This window comes from Paracidovorax citrulli, from assembly GCF_900100305.1.
Taxonomy (GTDB): Bacteria; Pseudomonadota; Gammaproteobacteria; order Burkholderiales; family Burkholderiaceae_C; genus Paracidovorax; species Paracidovorax citrulli.
Window position 1 is genome coordinate 63,662 of the sequence record NZ_FNEY01000026.1, and the last position, 15,380, is coordinate 79,041.

The 15,380-nt window shown below is 67.6% G+C and carries 12 protein-coding genes, 1 other RNA gene and 2 pseudogenes; 10 read left to right on the top strand and 5 right to left on the bottom strand.

Features of this window, described 5'->3' with window-relative positions; genetic code table 11:
* Positions 1-11: 11 nt before the first annotated feature.
* Positions 12-2,672, bottom strand: a complete 2,661-nt coding sequence (gene gyrA, locus BLR99_RS16680) for a DNA gyrase subunit A (protein WP_017438026.1) — start codon at positions 2,670-2,672, stop codon at positions 12-14.
* A gap of 234 nt (positions 2,673-2,906) precedes the next feature.
* On the opposite strand from gyrA, the gene ompA reads away from it, so the two are divergent.
* From ompA to BLR99_RS16705, 5 genes are all read left to right on the top strand, one after another.
* The gene (gene ompA, locus BLR99_RS16685; protein WP_011796344.1) at positions 2,907-3,566 is read left to right on the top strand and encodes an outer membrane protein OmpA; all 660 of its coding nucleotides are present in this window, start codon (positions 2,907-2,909) and stop codon (positions 3,564-3,566) included.
* A gap of 82 nt (positions 3,567-3,648) precedes the next feature.
* Positions 3,649-4,365: a bifunctional 2-polyprenyl-6-hydroxyphenol methylase/3-demethylubiquinol 3-O-methyltransferase UbiG gene (gene ubiG, locus BLR99_RS16690; RefSeq protein ID WP_011796343.1), complete on the top strand. Its 717-nt coding sequence runs from the start codon at positions 3,649-3,651 to the stop codon at positions 4,363-4,365.
* A complete protein-coding gene (gph, locus tag BLR99_RS16695; protein WP_011796342.1) occupies positions 4,365-5,048 on the top strand; it encodes a phosphoglycolate phosphatase in 684 nt (227 codons plus the stop codon). The genes ubiG and gph overlap by 1 nt, the downstream gene beginning before the upstream one ends.
* 12 nt (positions 5,049-5,060) lie before the next feature.
* Positions 5,061-5,439, top strand: a transfer-messenger RNA (tmRNA) gene (gene ssrA / locus BLR99_RS16700).
* A gap of 130 nt (positions 5,440-5,569) precedes the next feature.
* On the top strand, positions 5,570-6,148 hold the full coding sequence (locus BLR99_RS16705) for an SGNH/GDSL hydrolase family protein (RefSeq protein WP_011796341.1): 579 nt from the start codon (positions 5,570-5,572) through the stop codon (positions 6,146-6,148).
* Here the strand turns inward: BLR99_RS16705 and BLR99_RS16710 are convergent, their stop codons facing one another.
* The 3 genes and pseudogenes from BLR99_RS16710 to BLR99_RS16715 form a co-directional block, all read right to left on the bottom strand.
* A complete protein-coding gene (locus BLR99_RS16710) occupies positions 6,149-7,123 on the bottom strand; it encodes a sensor histidine kinase (protein ID WP_353611337.1) in 975 nt (324 codons plus the stop codon). It abuts the gene before it with no gap.
* A gap of 18 nt (positions 7,124-7,141) precedes the next feature.
* A pseudogene (locus tag BLR99_RS23790) lies at positions 7,142-7,593 on the bottom strand (sensor histidine kinase N-terminal domain-containing protein); the annotation flags it as partial.
* Entirely contained in the window at positions 7,583-8,275 is a 693-nt protein-coding gene (locus BLR99_RS16715) for a response regulator transcription factor (RefSeq protein ID WP_011796339.1), read from the bottom strand. The pseudogene BLR99_RS23790 and the gene BLR99_RS16715, both read right to left, overlap by 11 nt.
* 158 nt (positions 8,276-8,433) lie before the next feature.
* Between BLR99_RS16715 and BLR99_RS16720 the strand changes: the two genes are divergently transcribed.
* From BLR99_RS16720 to BLR99_RS16740, 5 genes are all read left to right on the top strand, one after another.
* Positions 8,434-8,856, top strand: a complete 423-nt coding sequence (locus BLR99_RS16720) for a tripartite tricarboxylate transporter TctB family protein (protein ID WP_011796338.1) — start codon at positions 8,434-8,436, stop codon at positions 8,854-8,856.
* Between the two features lie 18 nt (positions 8,857-8,874).
* Positions 8,875-10,392: a tripartite tricarboxylate transporter permease gene (locus tag BLR99_RS16725; RefSeq protein WP_011796337.1), complete on the top strand. Its 1,518-nt coding sequence runs from the start codon at positions 8,875-8,877 to the stop codon at positions 10,390-10,392.
* 131 nt (positions 10,393-10,523) lie between these two features.
* Positions 10,524-11,540 carry a Bug family tripartite tricarboxylate transporter substrate binding protein gene (locus BLR99_RS16730; protein ID WP_011796336.1) on the top strand — a complete coding sequence of 339 codons (1,017 nt, stop codon included), beginning with the start codon at positions 10,524-10,526 and terminating at the stop codon, positions 11,538-11,540.
* A 47-nt stretch (positions 11,541-11,587) separates the two neighbouring features.
* Positions 11,588-11,965, top strand: coding sequence for a hypothetical protein (locus tag BLR99_RS16735; protein WP_011796335.1), 378 nt, complete (start codon positions 11,588-11,590; stop codon positions 11,963-11,965).
* 114 nt (positions 11,966-12,079) lie between these two features.
* The gene (locus tag BLR99_RS16740) at positions 12,080-14,149 is read left to right on the top strand and encodes a TonB-dependent receptor (protein ID WP_116212353.1); all 2,070 of its coding nucleotides are present in this window, start codon (positions 12,080-12,082) and stop codon (positions 14,147-14,149) included.
* A 76-nt stretch (positions 14,150-14,225) separates the two neighbouring features.
* Here the strand turns inward: BLR99_RS16740 and BLR99_RS16745 are convergent.
* Positions 14,226-14,995, bottom strand: a pseudogene (locus tag BLR99_RS16745) (substrate-binding domain-containing protein).
* Positions 14,996-15,380 lie beyond the last annotated feature (385 nt).

Sequence of the window (15,380 nt, forward strand, 5' to 3'; positions counted from 1 at the left end):
GCACCGTACCGTCATTCGGTCGAGGGCCCGTCCGCGTCCTGCGCGTCGGAAGGGGGAGCGTCGTCGGTGGTGTCGGCGGCCGGCGGGTTCGCGTCGTTCTCTACGATGCGCTGCAGCCCGCTCAGTTTCGCGCCTTCGTCCAGCGCGATCAGCGTCACGCCCTGCGTGGCGCGGCCCAGCTCGCGGATCTCCGCCACGCGCGTGCGCACCAGCACGCCCTTGTCGGTGATCAGCATGATCTCGTCTTCCGCATGGACCAGGGTGGCGGCGACGACCTTGCCGTTGCGCTCGCTCTGCTGGATGGCGATCATCCCCTTGGTCCCGCGGCCGTGGCGCGTGTATTCGACGATGCTGGTGCGCTTGCCGTAGCCGTTCTCGGTGGCGGTGAGCACGCTCTGCGTCTCGTCCTCCGCCACCAGCATGGCGATCACGCTCTGGCCGTCCTCCAGCATCATGCCGCGCACGCCGCGCGCGGCGCGGCCCAGCGGCCGCACGTCGTTCTCGTCGAAGCGCACGGCCTTGCCGCCGTCCGAGAAGAGCATCACGTCGTGCTGGCCGTCGGTGAGCGCAGCCCCGATCAGATAGTCGCCGTCGTCCAGGTTCACGGCGATGATGCCGCCCTTGCGCGGGTTGCTGAACTCGTCCAGCGCCGTCTTCTTCACCGTGCCCATGCTGGTCGCCATGAAGACGAAGCGGTCGGCGGGGAAGGTGCGCATGTCGCCGGTCAGCGGCAGCACCACGTTGATCTTCTCGCCTTCCTGCAGCGGGAACATGTTCACGATCGGCCGGCCTCGGGAGCCGCGCGAGCCCGCCGGCACTTCCCAGACCTTGAGCCAGTACAGCCGGCCGCGGTTGGAGAAGCAGAGGATGTAGTCGTGCGTATTGGCGATGAAGAGCTGGTCGATCCAGTCGTCTTCCTTGGTCGCCGTGGCCTGCTTGCCGCGCCCGCCGCGCTTCTGCGCGCGGTACTCGGACAGCGGCTGGCTCTTGATGTAGCCCGTGTGCGAGAGGGTCACCACCATGTCGGTGGGCGTGATGAGGTCCTCGGTGGAGAGATCCTGCGCGCTGTGCTCGACCAGGGTGCGGCGCATGCCGAGCTTGTGCTGGCCGAACTCCGCCTTGATGGCGGTGAGCTCGTCGCCGATGATGACCGAGACGCGCTCGGGCTTGGCCAGGATGTCCAGCAGGTCCTCGATGACCGCCATGATGTCCTTGTACTCCGCGACGATCTTGTCCTGCTCCAGGCCCGTCAGGCGCTGCAGGCGCATCTGCAGGATTTCCTGGGCCTGCGTTTCGGAGAGCCGGTACAGGCCGTCCTGCCCCATGCCGTATTCGCGCTCCAGGCCCTCGGGGCGGTAGTCGTCGGCATTGACCACGCCGCCGTCCGCACGGGTGCGCGTGAGCATCTCGCGCACCAGCTGGCTGTCCCAGGCGCGGTTCATCAGCTCGGTCTTGGCGATGGGCGGCGTGGGCGATTCGCGGATGATGCGGATGAACTCGTCGATGTTGGCCAGCGCCACGGCGAGGCCTTCCAGCACGTGGCCGCGCTCGCGGGCCTTGCGCAGCTCGAACACCGTGCGCCGCGTCACCACCTCGCGGCGGTGCTGCAGGAACACGACGATCAGGTCCCGCAGGTTGCACAGGCGCGGCTGGCCGTCCACCAGCGCCACCATGTTGATGCCGAAGGTATCCTGCAGCTGGGTCTGCTTGTAGAGGTTGTTCAGCACCACCTCGGGCACTTCGCCGCGCTTGAGTTCGATCACCAGGCGCATGCCCGATTTGTCGGACTCGTCCTGGATGTGGCTGATGCCCTCGATCTTCTTCTCGTGCACCAGTTCGGCCATGCGCTCCTGGAGCGTCTTCTTGTTGACCTGGTAGGGCAGCTCATCGACGATGATGGCCTGGCGCTGGCCGCGGTCGATGTCCTCGAAGTGGCAGCGCGCGCGCATGACCACCTTGCCGCGGCCGGTCCGGTAGCCTTCCTTCACGCCGTTGATGCCGTAGATGATGCCCGCGGTCGGGAAGTCCGGCGCGGGGATGATCTCCATGATCTCGTCCACCGTGGCGTCCGGGTGGCGCAGCACGTGCAGGCAGGCATCCACCACCTCGTTCAGGTTGTGCGGCGGAATGTTCGTCGCCATGCCCACCGCGATGCCGGCCGAGCCGTTCACGAGCAGGTTGGGCAGCTTGCTGGGCAGCACCAGCGGCTCCTTCTCGCTGCCGTCGTAGTTGGGACCGAAATCAACGGTTTCCTTGTCGATGTCGGCCAGCATCTCGTGGGCGATCTTCGACAGGCGGATTTCCGTGTACCGCATGGCGGCCGCGCCGTCGCCGTCCACGGAGCCGAAATTGCCCTGGCCGTCCACCAGCATGTGCCGCAGCGAGAAATCCTGCGCCATCCGCACGATCGTGTCGTACACGGCGCTGTCTCCGTGGGGGTGGTACTTGCCGATGACGTCGCCGACGATACGGGCCGACTTCTTGTAAGGGCGGTTCCAGTCGTTATTCAGTTCGTGCATCGCGAACAGCACGCGGCGATGCACCGGCTTGAGGCCGTCCCGCGCATCCGGCAACGCGCGGCCGACGATCACGCTCATCGCGTAATCGAGATAACTGCGCCGCATCTCCTCTTCGAGGCTGATGGGCAGGGTTTCTTTGGCGAACTGGGTCATGGGGTCGGGGATGCGGGATCAGGGCGGCGGAGGTCGGACATTCTAGGCGCAACGCCTTGTCGCAAGTGCGCAACAGATCGGGGGGTAAAGCGCTTTTGTCCTACGGTAGAGGGTTGGGGGGCGGTCACTTTGCCTTGTTACGTATGGCACAATCAATTCAGCGTTTTTGGTGATGGTCACTGACGACGTCCATATTCGCAGCGCGGCTGCGGCTTTTTCCCCAAGAGGAGAACCATGAAGAAACTGAACAAAGTGGCGATGTTGTTGGCCTCTGCCGTGCTGGCTACCTCGGCTGGTGCCCAAGTCAAGGCCGCTGACGGCGGCAAGGTGATCGACAACTGGCAAAACGGCACCGGCGAGCTGGTGTGGAAGAACGGCACGAACGAACTGTGCTGGCGCGATGCCAACTGGACGCCCGCCACCGCCGCCGCAGGCTGCGACGGCGCCCTGGTGGCCCAGGCTCCGGCACCGGCTCCTGCCGCTGCTCCGGCACCTGCAGCTCCCCCTGCCCCCACCCCGGCACCTGCAGCCCCCGTGGCCAACAAGGTGACCTACGCCGCCGACGCTTTCTTCGACTTCGACAAGTCCGTGCTGAAGCCCGAAGGCAAGGCCAAGCTGGACGACCTGGTCTCCAAGGTCAAGAACGTGAACCTGGAAGTCATCATCGCCGTGGGTCACACCGACTCCATCGGTACCGATGCCTACAACCAGAAGCTGTCCGTGCGCCGCGCCGAAGCCGTGAAGGCCTACCTCGTGTCCAAGGGCATCGAGAAGAACCGCGTGTACACCGAAGGCAAGGGCGAGAAGCAGCCGATCGCCGACAACAAGACCAAGGAAGGCCGCGCGAAGAACCGCCGCGTGGAAATCGAAGTGGTTGGCACCCGCGCCAACTGATTTCGGTCAGTTTCCCTTCCCTGAAAGCCCCGGTCTCCGGGGCTTTTTTTATGCCCGCGGCAATTGCGGGCACAATTTGCCAATGAGCTCCTCCACTGCCAATGTCGATCCGGCCGAACTGGCCAAATTCTCCGAACTGGCCCACCGCTGGTGGGATCTCGAAAGCGAATTCCGGCCCCTGCACGAGATCAATCCGCTGCGGCTGGGCTGGATCGATGGCCTGGCCCCACTGCAGGGACGGCGGGTGCTGGACGTCGGCTGCGGCGGCGGCATCCTGGCCGACGCCATGGCCCGCAAGGGCGCGACGGTGACGGGCATCGATCTCGCCACCAAGTCGCTGAAGGTGGCCCAGCTCCATGCCCTGGAGGCCGGCACGCCCGATATCCAGTACCGCGAGGTCAGCGTCGAGGCGCTGGCGGAAGAATCGCCCGCATCGTTCGACACCGTGACCTGCATGGAGATGCTGGAGCACGTTCCTGATCCGGCGTCCGTGGTGCAGGCATGCGCGCGGCTGGTCAAGCCTGGCGGGTGGGTGTTTTTCTCGACCATCAACCGCAATGCGAAGGCGTTTCTCCTGGCCATCGTGGGCGCTGAATATGTGCTGGGCATGCTGCCACGTGGAACACACGAATATGCGAAGCTGATCAAACCCAGTGAACTGGCCACGGCCTGCCGCTCCGCACGGCTCGATGTCCTGCAGACCCGCGGCATGGAATACAACCCCCTCACGCGCCGTTATGCATTGAGCGGGGATACCAGTGTGAATTACCTCATGGCCTGCCGCCGGGCGGAGGCGTGATGGCGGACATGCCTCCCTTTCCCTCGCGTGTGAGCGCGGTGCTGTTCGACCTCGACGGCACGCTGGTGGACAGCGCGCCGGATCTCGCCGCGGCTGCCGACAAGATCCGGACGGACCGTGGCCTGCCGTCCCTGCCCCTGGCAGAGTACCGGCCCATGGCGGGCGCGGGTGCGCGCGGCATGCTCGCCGTGGCGCTCGGCATGGCACCCGACCACCCCGATTTCCCGGCGCTGCGGGAAGAGTTCTTCGCCAACTACGAGGCCTGCATCCATGACCGCACGACCGTGTTCGACGGCGTGGAGGCACTCGTGGAGCGGCTGGCCCGGGCGCGCGTGCCGTGGGGCGTGGTCACCAACAAGGCTGCGCGCTTTTCCGTGCCTTTGACGGAGGCGATCCCCATGTTCCGCACGTCCGGCGCGCTGGTCAGCGGGGACACCACGCCCCATGCCAAGCCCCATCCCGCGCCGCTGCTGGAAGCCGCCGCCCGGCTGGGCGTCGCGCCCGGAGAGTGCATCTACGTCGGCGACGACGAGCGCGACATCGTCGCGGGGAACGCTGCCGGCATGGGCACGGTCGCCGCGCTGTACGGCTACCTCGGCAACCACAAGGAGCCGGCGCTCTGGGGAGCGCACTGCTCGATTAAATTTCCCCTCGACCTCTTGCAATGGCTTCCGGGAGCCTAAAATGGAGGGTCTGGGGCTGCCCTGGTTTCGACGTGGGTTCGGAATCGGTGTGGTGCATGTCGAGCTTGAGTGGCGCTCGTAAATCTGCATTCGACAAACTAACTGCAAACGACGAACGTTTCGCACTCGCCGCTTAAACACCGGTGAGCCTTGCAACAGCACGCTGACGGGCTGGGCAAGGGGGCCGCAAGGCCTCCCGGCTGCAAGGTTATTCACGTCAGCTGGCCTCCTGCCGGGTACCTTGGCATGGGGCGAGATCCAAGGGTGCTGGCCTTCCTTGCAGCGTGCGGCTGCGCGGCTTGGAAGGTGAGATCCAAAACAGACCGCTAAACATGTAGATCTGCCCGAAGAAGGCTTGCGGACGCGGGTTCAATTCCCGCCAGCTCCACCACACAAAGGCACCGCCACACACTGGAACTCCAGCGTGTGGCGGTTTTTTTTACGCTTCCGCAAAGCCGGGGTATGCTGAAAGTATTTTCTGGCTTTGGCTTGGCAACTCTCCATTCCCTTCGAGGAACTGCATGGATTCTCTGGACAAGATACTGTGCCGCCTGTTCGGTTATCGCTGTCCGCTGACGGTCGAGCTCGATGGGGACAGCCTGCTGCACGGCTATGGCGTCCCGATCACACCGGTGCAGCGCATCCAGGCCGCCCGGCCGCGGTGGAAACTGGATGACCGCACGGCCAATGGGCTGCGCATGGAGACCGCCATCCAGACGTTTCCCTCCGAGCCGCACACGGCCAGGATCATCGTGATCGCCCTGGGAGCCAACGACGCTTTCGGCATGGTGCCTGCCGATACTTATCGCGCGGATCTCGACAAGGCCGTGAGCGTGGTGCGCGCGGCCGGGGCCAGGCCGGTCTTCACGGGATTGGCGCGCATGCCCGCCGACCGTTTTCCGGCGGAATGGATCGCCAACTGGGAAGCGCTCAACGCCGTGATGCACGATATCGCGCAGCGCGAGGGCATCGAGCATGCGGGCTGGGATGCCGACTACCGGGGAGAGCAGGATCTCCAGCCCGATTTTGTCCATCGCTCGCAGGAGGCCAGCGACCGTTTCGCCGAGTTGCTGATCGCAGCCATCGAGCGCGCAGCCTAGTCACTTCGCTTCTTCGCGCGCTTCGATGGGCAGGTGGATGCAGGCGGTCAGGCCTCCGCCGGGTGTCGGTTGCATCTGCACGCGGCCTTTCATCAGTTCGGCATAGCGCGCCACGATCGCGAGGCCCAGCCCGGCGCCCTGGCCGAGGCGCTGGCCTTGCTCGCCCTGCGTCCAGCGCCGGGGATGGTGCAGGCCGAGGCCGGCATCCATGCCCGGGCCGTTGTCGGCCACGCGCAGCACGGCCCAGGGGGGCGAATGTTCCAGCGTGACGGTGATGCGCGGCGGCTGGCCGCGGCCGTAGCGCAGGGCGTTGTCCAGCAGGTTGTTCAGGATGCCTTCGATCAGCCCGGCCTCGCCGCGCACGGCCACGGGCTGGTCCAGGCCCTCGGCGCCCAGGTCCACGCCGAGTTCGTCGGCGCGCGGCAGGTAGCGCAGCAGCACCTTGCGCACCAGGGCTTGCAGCGCCACGGTCTGCAGGGGCAGGGCGATCTCGCCTTCGGCGGCGCGTGCCAGCGCGAGCAACTGGTTCACGGTGCGGCTGGCGCGCTGTTCGGCGTCGGCGATGCCCTGCAGTTCGCTGCGCCAGACGGCGGGGTCGTCCTGGGCCAGTGCGTTGGCGGCCTGCGCCCGGATGCCGGCCAGTGGCGTGCGCAGTTCGTGGGCCACGTTGCCGGCGAATTCGCGCTGCGCCTGCAGGCCCAGGCGCGCGCGCGCCAGCAGGCCGTCCAGGGCCTCCCCCAGGCGCTGTACGTCACTGGTGCGCGCCTGCGCGGTCAGTGTGCCCGGCAGGGGGCGCAGGTCGGCCGCATCGCGCTGTGCCATGGCGTCCTGCAGATCGGCCAGCGGCCGCAGGTCGCGCTCGATGCCGCGCAGCAGCCACGAACCCAGCGCCACGAGCAGCCACAGCTGCGCCAGCACCGAGAACAGCAGCAGCCGGCCCAGCAATTGGGTGCGCTGCGACGTGGTCTGGGCCATCACCACGGTATAGGCCGGCGGGCCTGCGACGTGCAGCGTGGCGCGCCGCAGTTCGCGGCCGTCCAGCACGATGTCGGAGAAGCCGTAGCGGTGGTCTCCACCGCGGATGCCTCCGCTGGTGCCGCCGGGCAGGCGGCTCGCGGGAAGGTTCTCGTCGCCGCCCACGAAGCGCCCGTCGTCGCCCCACACCGCGAAGCGCACGGATTCATGCTGGTCGAAGCGCAGCAGTTCCGCTTCGCGGGGGTCAGGTCCAGGTGCAGGGGGCCTTGCGCACCGCCGCGCACGTGCACCGCCAGGGCATGGGCATCATCGAGCAGCGCGCGGTCGAAGGCTTCGGCCACGAAGTGGCCGCCGACCACGAGCACGACGGCGCTGCCCAGGCCCCAGATGAGCAGCAGCGACAGCAGCACGTGGCGGCCGATGCGCTGGCGCAGCGCCGGTTTGCCGGCGGTGCGCGCGTCAGGAGGCATCTTCCTCGAGGGTGTAGCCCAGGCCCCGCAGCGTGCGGATGACCGCGCCGCTGCCGGCCAGCTTGCGGCGCAGGCGCGAGACGAAGGATTCCAGCGCGTTGTCGCCCAGCGCCTCGCCCCCATCGGAAAGGCGCTGCGACAGATCGCTCTTGCTCAGCACGCGCCCTGGCGGCGTCATCAGTTCCCAGAGCAGTTCGAACTCGCGCGCCGGCAGCTCCAGCGCCTGTGCGTCCACGCTGCAGCGCCGCGCCTGCCGGTCCAGCTGCAGCCGGCCGACGGTGACGAGGTCGCCGGAGCCGGTGGTACGGCGCGCCAGCGCGCGCAGGCGGGCTTCCACTTCCTTGAGCTCGTACGGCTTGCCCAGATAGTCGTCGGCGCCCGCGTCCAGGCCGGCGATGCGTTCTTCGGTGCTGTCGCGGGCGCTGAGCACGAGCACCGGCGTGCGGTCCCCCCGCGCGCGCGCGCTGCGCAGCGCGGCCAGGCCGTTGCCCAGGCCGCTGCGCGCCTGCGGGCCATGGGGCAGGTTGATGTCCAGCAGCACGGCATCGAAGGGCTGCACGGCCCACCAGTGCCGGGCATCTTCCACGTTCTGGGCGAGTTCGACCCGGTGGCCTGCGCGTTCGAGTCCCTGCGCCATGGTGCGGCTCAGGACGGGATCGTCTTCCACCAGGAGGATGCGCATCGCGGAAACAGGGCAGGGCTACGTGGAAATACGCACGGGCAGGGTCAGCCGGCGATCAGGTTGGGTGGCAATAGTGCCATGGCCAGCATACCCCAGCCACCGGTGCCGCCGCGTGGAAGGAGTGGCGCGGCGGAACCACACAGGAGACCGTTTCGATCATGAACAACCGCAATCTCGTCCGGGGCTTCGTCCTCATGGCGCTGGCGCTGGCCTTCGGCCTGCCGTCGGTGCATTACTCGCTGGGCTCGCTCAGCCACGCGGGGCCGGGCCTGTTCCCGTTCATCGTCAGCTGCATGCTGTTCGTGATCGGCGGTATCACGGTGCTGCGTGCGCGGCTGGTGGCACCCGTGCCGCTGAACTTCAACCCGCGCAACATCGCCATCATCCTGACGAGCCTGTGCGGTTTCGCGCTCATCTCCCACTTCGTGAACATGATCGCGGGCATTGTCTTCCTGGTGTTCTGTTCCGGGTTCGCCGGCACGTCGTACTCGGTGGTGCGCAACGTGAAGATCGCGGCGGTGCTGATCGCCGTGGCCTTCGCGTTCCAGAAGCTGCTGGGCCTGAGCCTGCCGCTGTACTGATCCGAAGGGAGCACCGGCATGGACGTCCTGCACAACCTCGCGTTCGGCTTCGGCCACGCACTGACGGTACAGAACCTGATGTTCTGCGCCCTGGGCTGCACGGTGGGCACCCTGGTGGGGCTGCTGCCCGGCCTGGGCCCGCTGGCCACCATCAGCCTGCTGCTGCCGCTGACCTACTCGATCGACACCACCGGCGCGCTCATCATGCTGGCCGGCATCTACTACGGAGCGCAGTACGGCGACAGCGTGAGCGCCATCACGATGAAGATACCGCACGCCAGCAGCATCGTGGCGTGCATCGACGGCTACCAGCTCACGCTCAAGGGCAAGACCGGGTTGGCGCTGTTCACCGCCGGGGTGTCGAGCTTCATCGGCGGTACCGTGGCCATCGTGGTGCTCGCGTTCCTGGCCCCCAGCCTGGGTGAAGTGGCGTTCCTTTTCGGGCCGCCCGACTACTGCGCGCTGATGCTCGTGGGCTTCGTGTGCGTCAGCTTCGTGACCACGGGCAGCCTGCTCAACGGCCTGGCCATGTGCCTGGTGGGCGTGCTGCTGGGATCGGTGGGCACCGACGTGAACAGCGGCGCGGAGCGCTTCACCCTGGGCCTGCCGTTCCTGGCCGATGGCGTGGGCATCGTGAGCATCGCGCTGGGCTGCTTCGGTATCGCCGAGATCACCAAGAACCTCGATGCGCGCGAGGAGCGCTCCCCTTTCAACGGCAAGATCAAGCTGATCCCGACTTGGGCCGAGTTCAAGCGCATCATTCCGAGCGCGCTGCGCGGCAGCGTGGTGGGTTCGGCCCTCGGCATCCTGCCCGGCGGCGGCCCGGTGATCGCGCAGTTCGCCGCCTACGCCCTGGACAAGAAGGTCAGCAAGTACAAGCACGAGATCGGCAATGGCTCCATCGAGGGCGTGGCCGGACAGGCCGCCGCGGACGAGGCCGCCGCGCGCACCAGCTTCATCCCGCTGATGAGCATCGGCATTCCCGAGAACGCCGTGATGGCGCTGATGATGGCCGCCTTCATCATCAAGGGCATCCAGCCCGGTCCCAACATGATCGCCGGCCACCCCGAGCTGTTCTGGGGCCTGGTGGCAAGCATGTGGATCGGCAACTGCTTCCTGTTGATCCTGAACGTGCCGCTGGTGCGCTACTGGCTGTCGGTGTTCAAGATCCCGTACAACGTGCTGTTCCCGGCGATCCTTTTCTTCTGCTGCATCGGCACGTTCAGCATCAACAACAACCTGGACGACATCTACATCACCGTCGTGTTCGGCGTGCTGGGTTACCTGTTCATGCGGCTGGAGCTGGACCCGTCGCCGCTGATGCTGGGCTTCATCCTGGGGCCCATGCTGGAGGAGAATTTCCGCCGTGCCATGCTGCTGTCGCGCGGAAGCTTCGGCGTGTTCATGTCGCGGCCGATCAGCGGCACGCTGCTCAGCCTGATAGGTGCATTCATCCTATGGCAGGTGGTGGCCTTCTTCCGGCAGCGCAAACAGCGACGGGCGGTGGCCGTACCCGTGGCGGAGCCGGGGGTCTGACCCTCCGGACGGTGGCCGGTGGCGCCTGCCTTGCGTGGGCGTCCATCAGGGTAAACAGGGGGCGGCGGGGCGGTGCCGCCCGCGCGTGGCGGCGGCATGATCGGCGCTTTCGACAACGCGCAGGATTTCCCATGACCTCCTTCCATTCCAAGGCGGAGTCCCGCCCCTTCGTGGCCGGGCGCCGGCAATTGCTGGTCGCCGGGGCCGCAGCCGGCGGCCTGGGCCTGTGGCCCGGCCTCGCGGGGGCGCAGGCAGCGTGGCCGTCGAAGTCCGTGCGGTTCGTGGTGCCGTTCGCGCCGGGCGGCAGTTCCGAGATCGTCGCGCGCTCCACCGCGGCGGAGTTGTCCAAGACGCTGGGCCAGAACGTGTATGTGGACAACAAGCCGGGTGCCGCCGGCAACATCGCCATGTCCGAAGTGGCGCGCGCGGACGACCAGCACACCGTCATCCTGGGGCACATCGGCACGCTGGCCGTCAACCCGTACATCTTCGACAGGCTGCCCTGGTCGCCGAAGGATTTCAAGCCCGTGAGCCTGCTGGCCAAGGTGCCCAGCCTCTATGTGGTGCATCCGGATGTGCCGGCGAAGAACCTGCGCGAGTTCATCGCCCATGCCAAGCGCAGTCCCGGCAAGCTGAGCTACGGCTCCGCGGGCAACGGGAGCGCCGGGCACCTGGCGTTCGAGTACCTCAAGATGACCTCCGAGGTTTTCATGCTGCACGTGCCCTACAAGGGTACCGGCCCGATGCTGACAGACCTGCTCTCGGGCCGCGTGGACGCTTCCGCCATCGGCGCCGCCGCCATCATTCCCTTCATCAAGTCCGGCAAGGTCCGCTGCATCGCAACCGGGTCGGCGCAGCGCCTGCCGCAGTTGCCGGACGTGCCCACCGTGGCCGAGCAGGGCTTCCCGGGTTTCGAGATGACCCAGTGGTACGGCATGCTCGCGCCCGCCGGCATGTCGCAGGACCATATCGACAAGCTCGCCGCGGAGACCATGAAGGCCGTCAAGGCACCCGAGTCGCAGCGCAGGCTGTCCGGCGATGCGGCCGAGGCGATCGGCGGCACGCCGGCGCAGTTCGCGCAGTTCATCGCGGCCGAACAGGAGCGCTGGAAGAAAGTCATCGCGCGGGCGCAGATCAAGCCCGACTGACGGCTGCGCAGCCTGCGGCGCACCGGGCCGGCCGGTAGAATTCCCGGATGCTCAGGCGCTGGTCCGTCTTCTGGTTGTGGTGCGCCCTGTGGGCGGCCTTCAGCCACGACCTCCTGCCAGCGCTCCATCACCATGCGCACCTGCACGCCATGGCGCCCGCGGTGGTCCAGGCGGACGCGGCGGGCGACGCCGGCGACGTGCAGCGGCAGCCCCTGCGCGGCGGGGCCGACGCCGACGATTGCGCCATCTGCGCGCATTTCGCCGGCACCTGCGTATCCCTCGCGGCGCCGTTGCCGCCATCCGTGCCGGGGCCCGTCTCCGGCGCCCCGCGGCTGCCGCCGGCGCGGACCGCTGCGCCGCTGCCGCGCGTCGCCTGGCTGCTGGCCGCATCCCGCGCTCCTCCCCCGCTCTCCGCGTCGATCTGATCGCTGGCCGCGCGCCTCCATGGCCCCCATGGAACGGCTGCGTGCGCCTGGCTTCGCCTGTGTGGCGACGCCGTGGCTTTGTTCGTGCGGACTTCGCGTCCGTGGAGAGATTCCGTGTTGTTTTCCCCCAGAGTGCTGCCCCTCGCGGTGGCATCCCCCTTCCTGTGCCTGCCCGCCGCCGCCCAGACGGCCGCCGATTCCGTGTCCACCCTGGGCGAGGTGTCGGTGCGCACGGGCACCAGCGGCCCCCTCGTGCCCAATACCCTGCTGACGTCTGTCGATATCCTGGGCGCCGACAAGATCGAGAACCAGAACGTCGGCACCAGCTGGGAGCTGGTCGGCCAGCTCCCAGGCATCCAGCTCACCGAAACCCGCATGGGAGCCGAGTCGGGCAAGGCCACGTTCCGTGCCTTCAACGGCGAGGGCTACATCAACGGCATCAAGGTGCTGATCGATGGCATTCCCAGCAACGTGAACAGCGGCAACCAGCGCTTCATCGACATGATCTTCCCGCTGGAGATCGACTACATCGAGGTGGTGCGCGGCACCAACGACCCGCGCTATGGCCTGCACAACATCGGCGGCAACATCAACTTCGGCACGCGCCAGGGCGGCGACTACACCGAGGGCCGCCTGACCTACGGCAGCGGTGCGACGCGCGAGGCGCAACTGGCGCTGGGCCGCGAATCGGGCGGCTTCGCGCAGAACTACTTCCTGGCGAAGCAGGAGTCCAACGGCTATCGCCCGCATGCCCATTCCGACAAGTATTCTCTGGGCGGCAAGTGGTTCCTGACCTCGGAGGGCGGCGCGCTCAAGGGCGGCATCGTGGCGCGTCTCTATTCCCACCAGGCCGAGGAGCCCGGCTTCCTGACGGCGGAGCAACTGGCCCGGGACCGCAACCAGTCGCCCGCCAAGAATGCCAATGACGGCGACGACCGCGACATGCGCCACCTGAGCGCCCATCTGGACTGGCAGATCGATCCCCGCCTGTTCCTGAGCAACAAGCTCTACCTGAACCGCTACGAGGACGACCGGCGCATCACCTTCACCGACAGCCAGGCCGCCAGCCTTTTCAACGGACCGCGGCAACTGCGCCGCTGGGACGAGACCCAGCACGGATTGCTGAGCACCCTGACCTGGCGCGCGAGCAAGTCGCTGTCCGTCGATGGCGGCATCAACGTGGAGCGCCAGCGCAACACCTACGAGCGCTACCGTTATCCGTATGCGGTGCCGACGAATTTCGACGTGCCCGGCGCGGTGTCCAACAACGACCGCTACACGCTGAACAACGTGGGCGCCTACGTGCAGGCCGTCGTGCAGGCCACCGACCGGCTCAAGCTGGTGCCCGGCATCCGCGCCGACCGCTTCACGGGCCACACGGTGCCGAACACCGGCGCGCAGGGCTCGCTGCAGGACTATGGCTGGATCCACCAGCCCAAGTTCAGCCTGGTCTATGGCGCCACGGACACCGTGAGCGTGTATGCCAACTGGGGCCGTACCTTCCAGATCCTGACCGGCTCGCGCGCGCCGGCCTACATCACCTCGCCGACGCAGCCGCGCTTCGCGCCTTCGATGAACACCGGCAAGGAGCTGGGCGTGAAGTTCACCCCCGGCCCGGGCACCGAGATGCGCGCCGCCGTCTGGCAGCAGGACGCGACCGATGAAGTCGCCAACATGCCTGCCACCGGCACCACCGTGGGCCTGGGGCAGACCCGCCGCCGAGGGCTGGATGTGCAGGCATCGACCAAGGTGGGCGGCCGCTGGCAGCTGTGGGCCTCGCATTCCCTGCAGGAGGCCAAGGTGGTGAGCGCCTTCACGGCCGATGGCGCGTCGCTGGCGGGCAAGGAAGTGTTCTCCACGCCGCGCCACATCTCGAACGTGGGGGTGGAATACCGCGCCACGCCCGAGCTGCGGCTGGGGCTGCAGGGCAGGGCGCAGGGCAGCTACTACATCGACAGCCTGAACGCCAAGGGCAAGTACGGCGCCTTCGTGCTGTTCGATGCCAACGTGCGCTATGAGCTGACCCGCGCCGTGAGCCTGGACCTGCAGGTCAAGAACCTGGCCGGCAGGAAGTCCGTCTACGCCTGGGACGATATCTTCTTCTGGCCGGCCGGCAGCACCCAGCCCATGTTCGCGCCCGGGCCGGGGCGGGCGGTCTATGTCTCGCTGAACTACAAGATGTAGCCGGCGCAGGATGCGCGCGTCTCCCGTCGGCCCGGAGCGCTCTCGGGCGTGGGCTCCGAAAAAACCGGCGGCGCGATCAGCGGGCCGCAGCGGGCTCCATGCCGGTGCTGCGCACGATGGCCGCGGCCGCGGGTGCCGCCAGGAAGCGGATCAGGTGGCGCGCGGCTTCGGGCTCCGGCGAGCCGGTCGCCACGCCGGCCGAGAAGAACACGCGCTGCTGCACTTCGTCCGGCAGCGGGCCCACGAAATCCAGCTCCTTGAAGGGCAGCAGCTCGCTCACCTGCTGGAAGCCGATCTCGGCATCGCCGCGCAGCACGACCGCGCCGACGCGCTCGCTGTAGATCTTCTTGGCCTTGTCCTTGATCTGCTCGGCCACGCCCAGGCGCTGGAACAGCTCGGTGGACAGGTAGGTGCCGCTGGCGCTGGCCGAGTAGGCGATCGACCTGGCGTTCAGCAGGTCTGCCGAAGGGCATCCACGGTGCTGATGTCCGGGCGGGGCGTGCCCTTGCGCACGCTCATGCCGATCATGGAGCGGGCGAGGTCCACGCGGCTGCCCGCCTGCACCTTGCCCTGCTCGATCAGCTTGTCCAGCGCCGAGTCGGCCAGGATCACGATGTCGAACTGCTCGCCCCGCGCCATGCGGCTGGGGATCGAGTCCGGCGCGTTGCCGATGGAGGCGCCGCGCGCCGCGGTGACCTTGTGGCCCGTAGCCTGCTCGTAGAGCGGCACGAGCTGGTCGTAGGCGGCCGAGAAACCGCCGGAGGTGACGACGCGGATTTCCGCTGCCTGCACGGCCGACGGGGTCGCGCCCAGGGCCAGGCCCAGCGTGAGGGCGGCGGCGCCCAGCAGCGCACCCAGGGTGCGGCGGCGCACGCCTCCCCCCGCGTCAGAATAGTTGTCGCCTCGATAGGACTCCGGTGTTCGGAGTTCATGAAGGTAGTAGGAGGCTGTGTAGTTGTGGTCGAAGGTCTGCGTGGTGGGCAACGCGAAGCGTTGTCCACGGCAAGCGGGCCGGTGCGCGCAGCGCATCGTCCACAAATGCACAGCCTTGCAGGTGCCTTCAGGCGCCGGCCCGCTGCCGTGTGTTTCACCCCGGGGGCGAAGAGCGAGAAGCCAGTTGGCACGATACGGACAAGCATTCAAAGACAGAGCGGTGGGCAGGTTGCGGCCACCGCACAGCGCCACGCCCGACGAGCTGGCGCGTGAGATCGGCGTGAGTGCCAGCACGCTG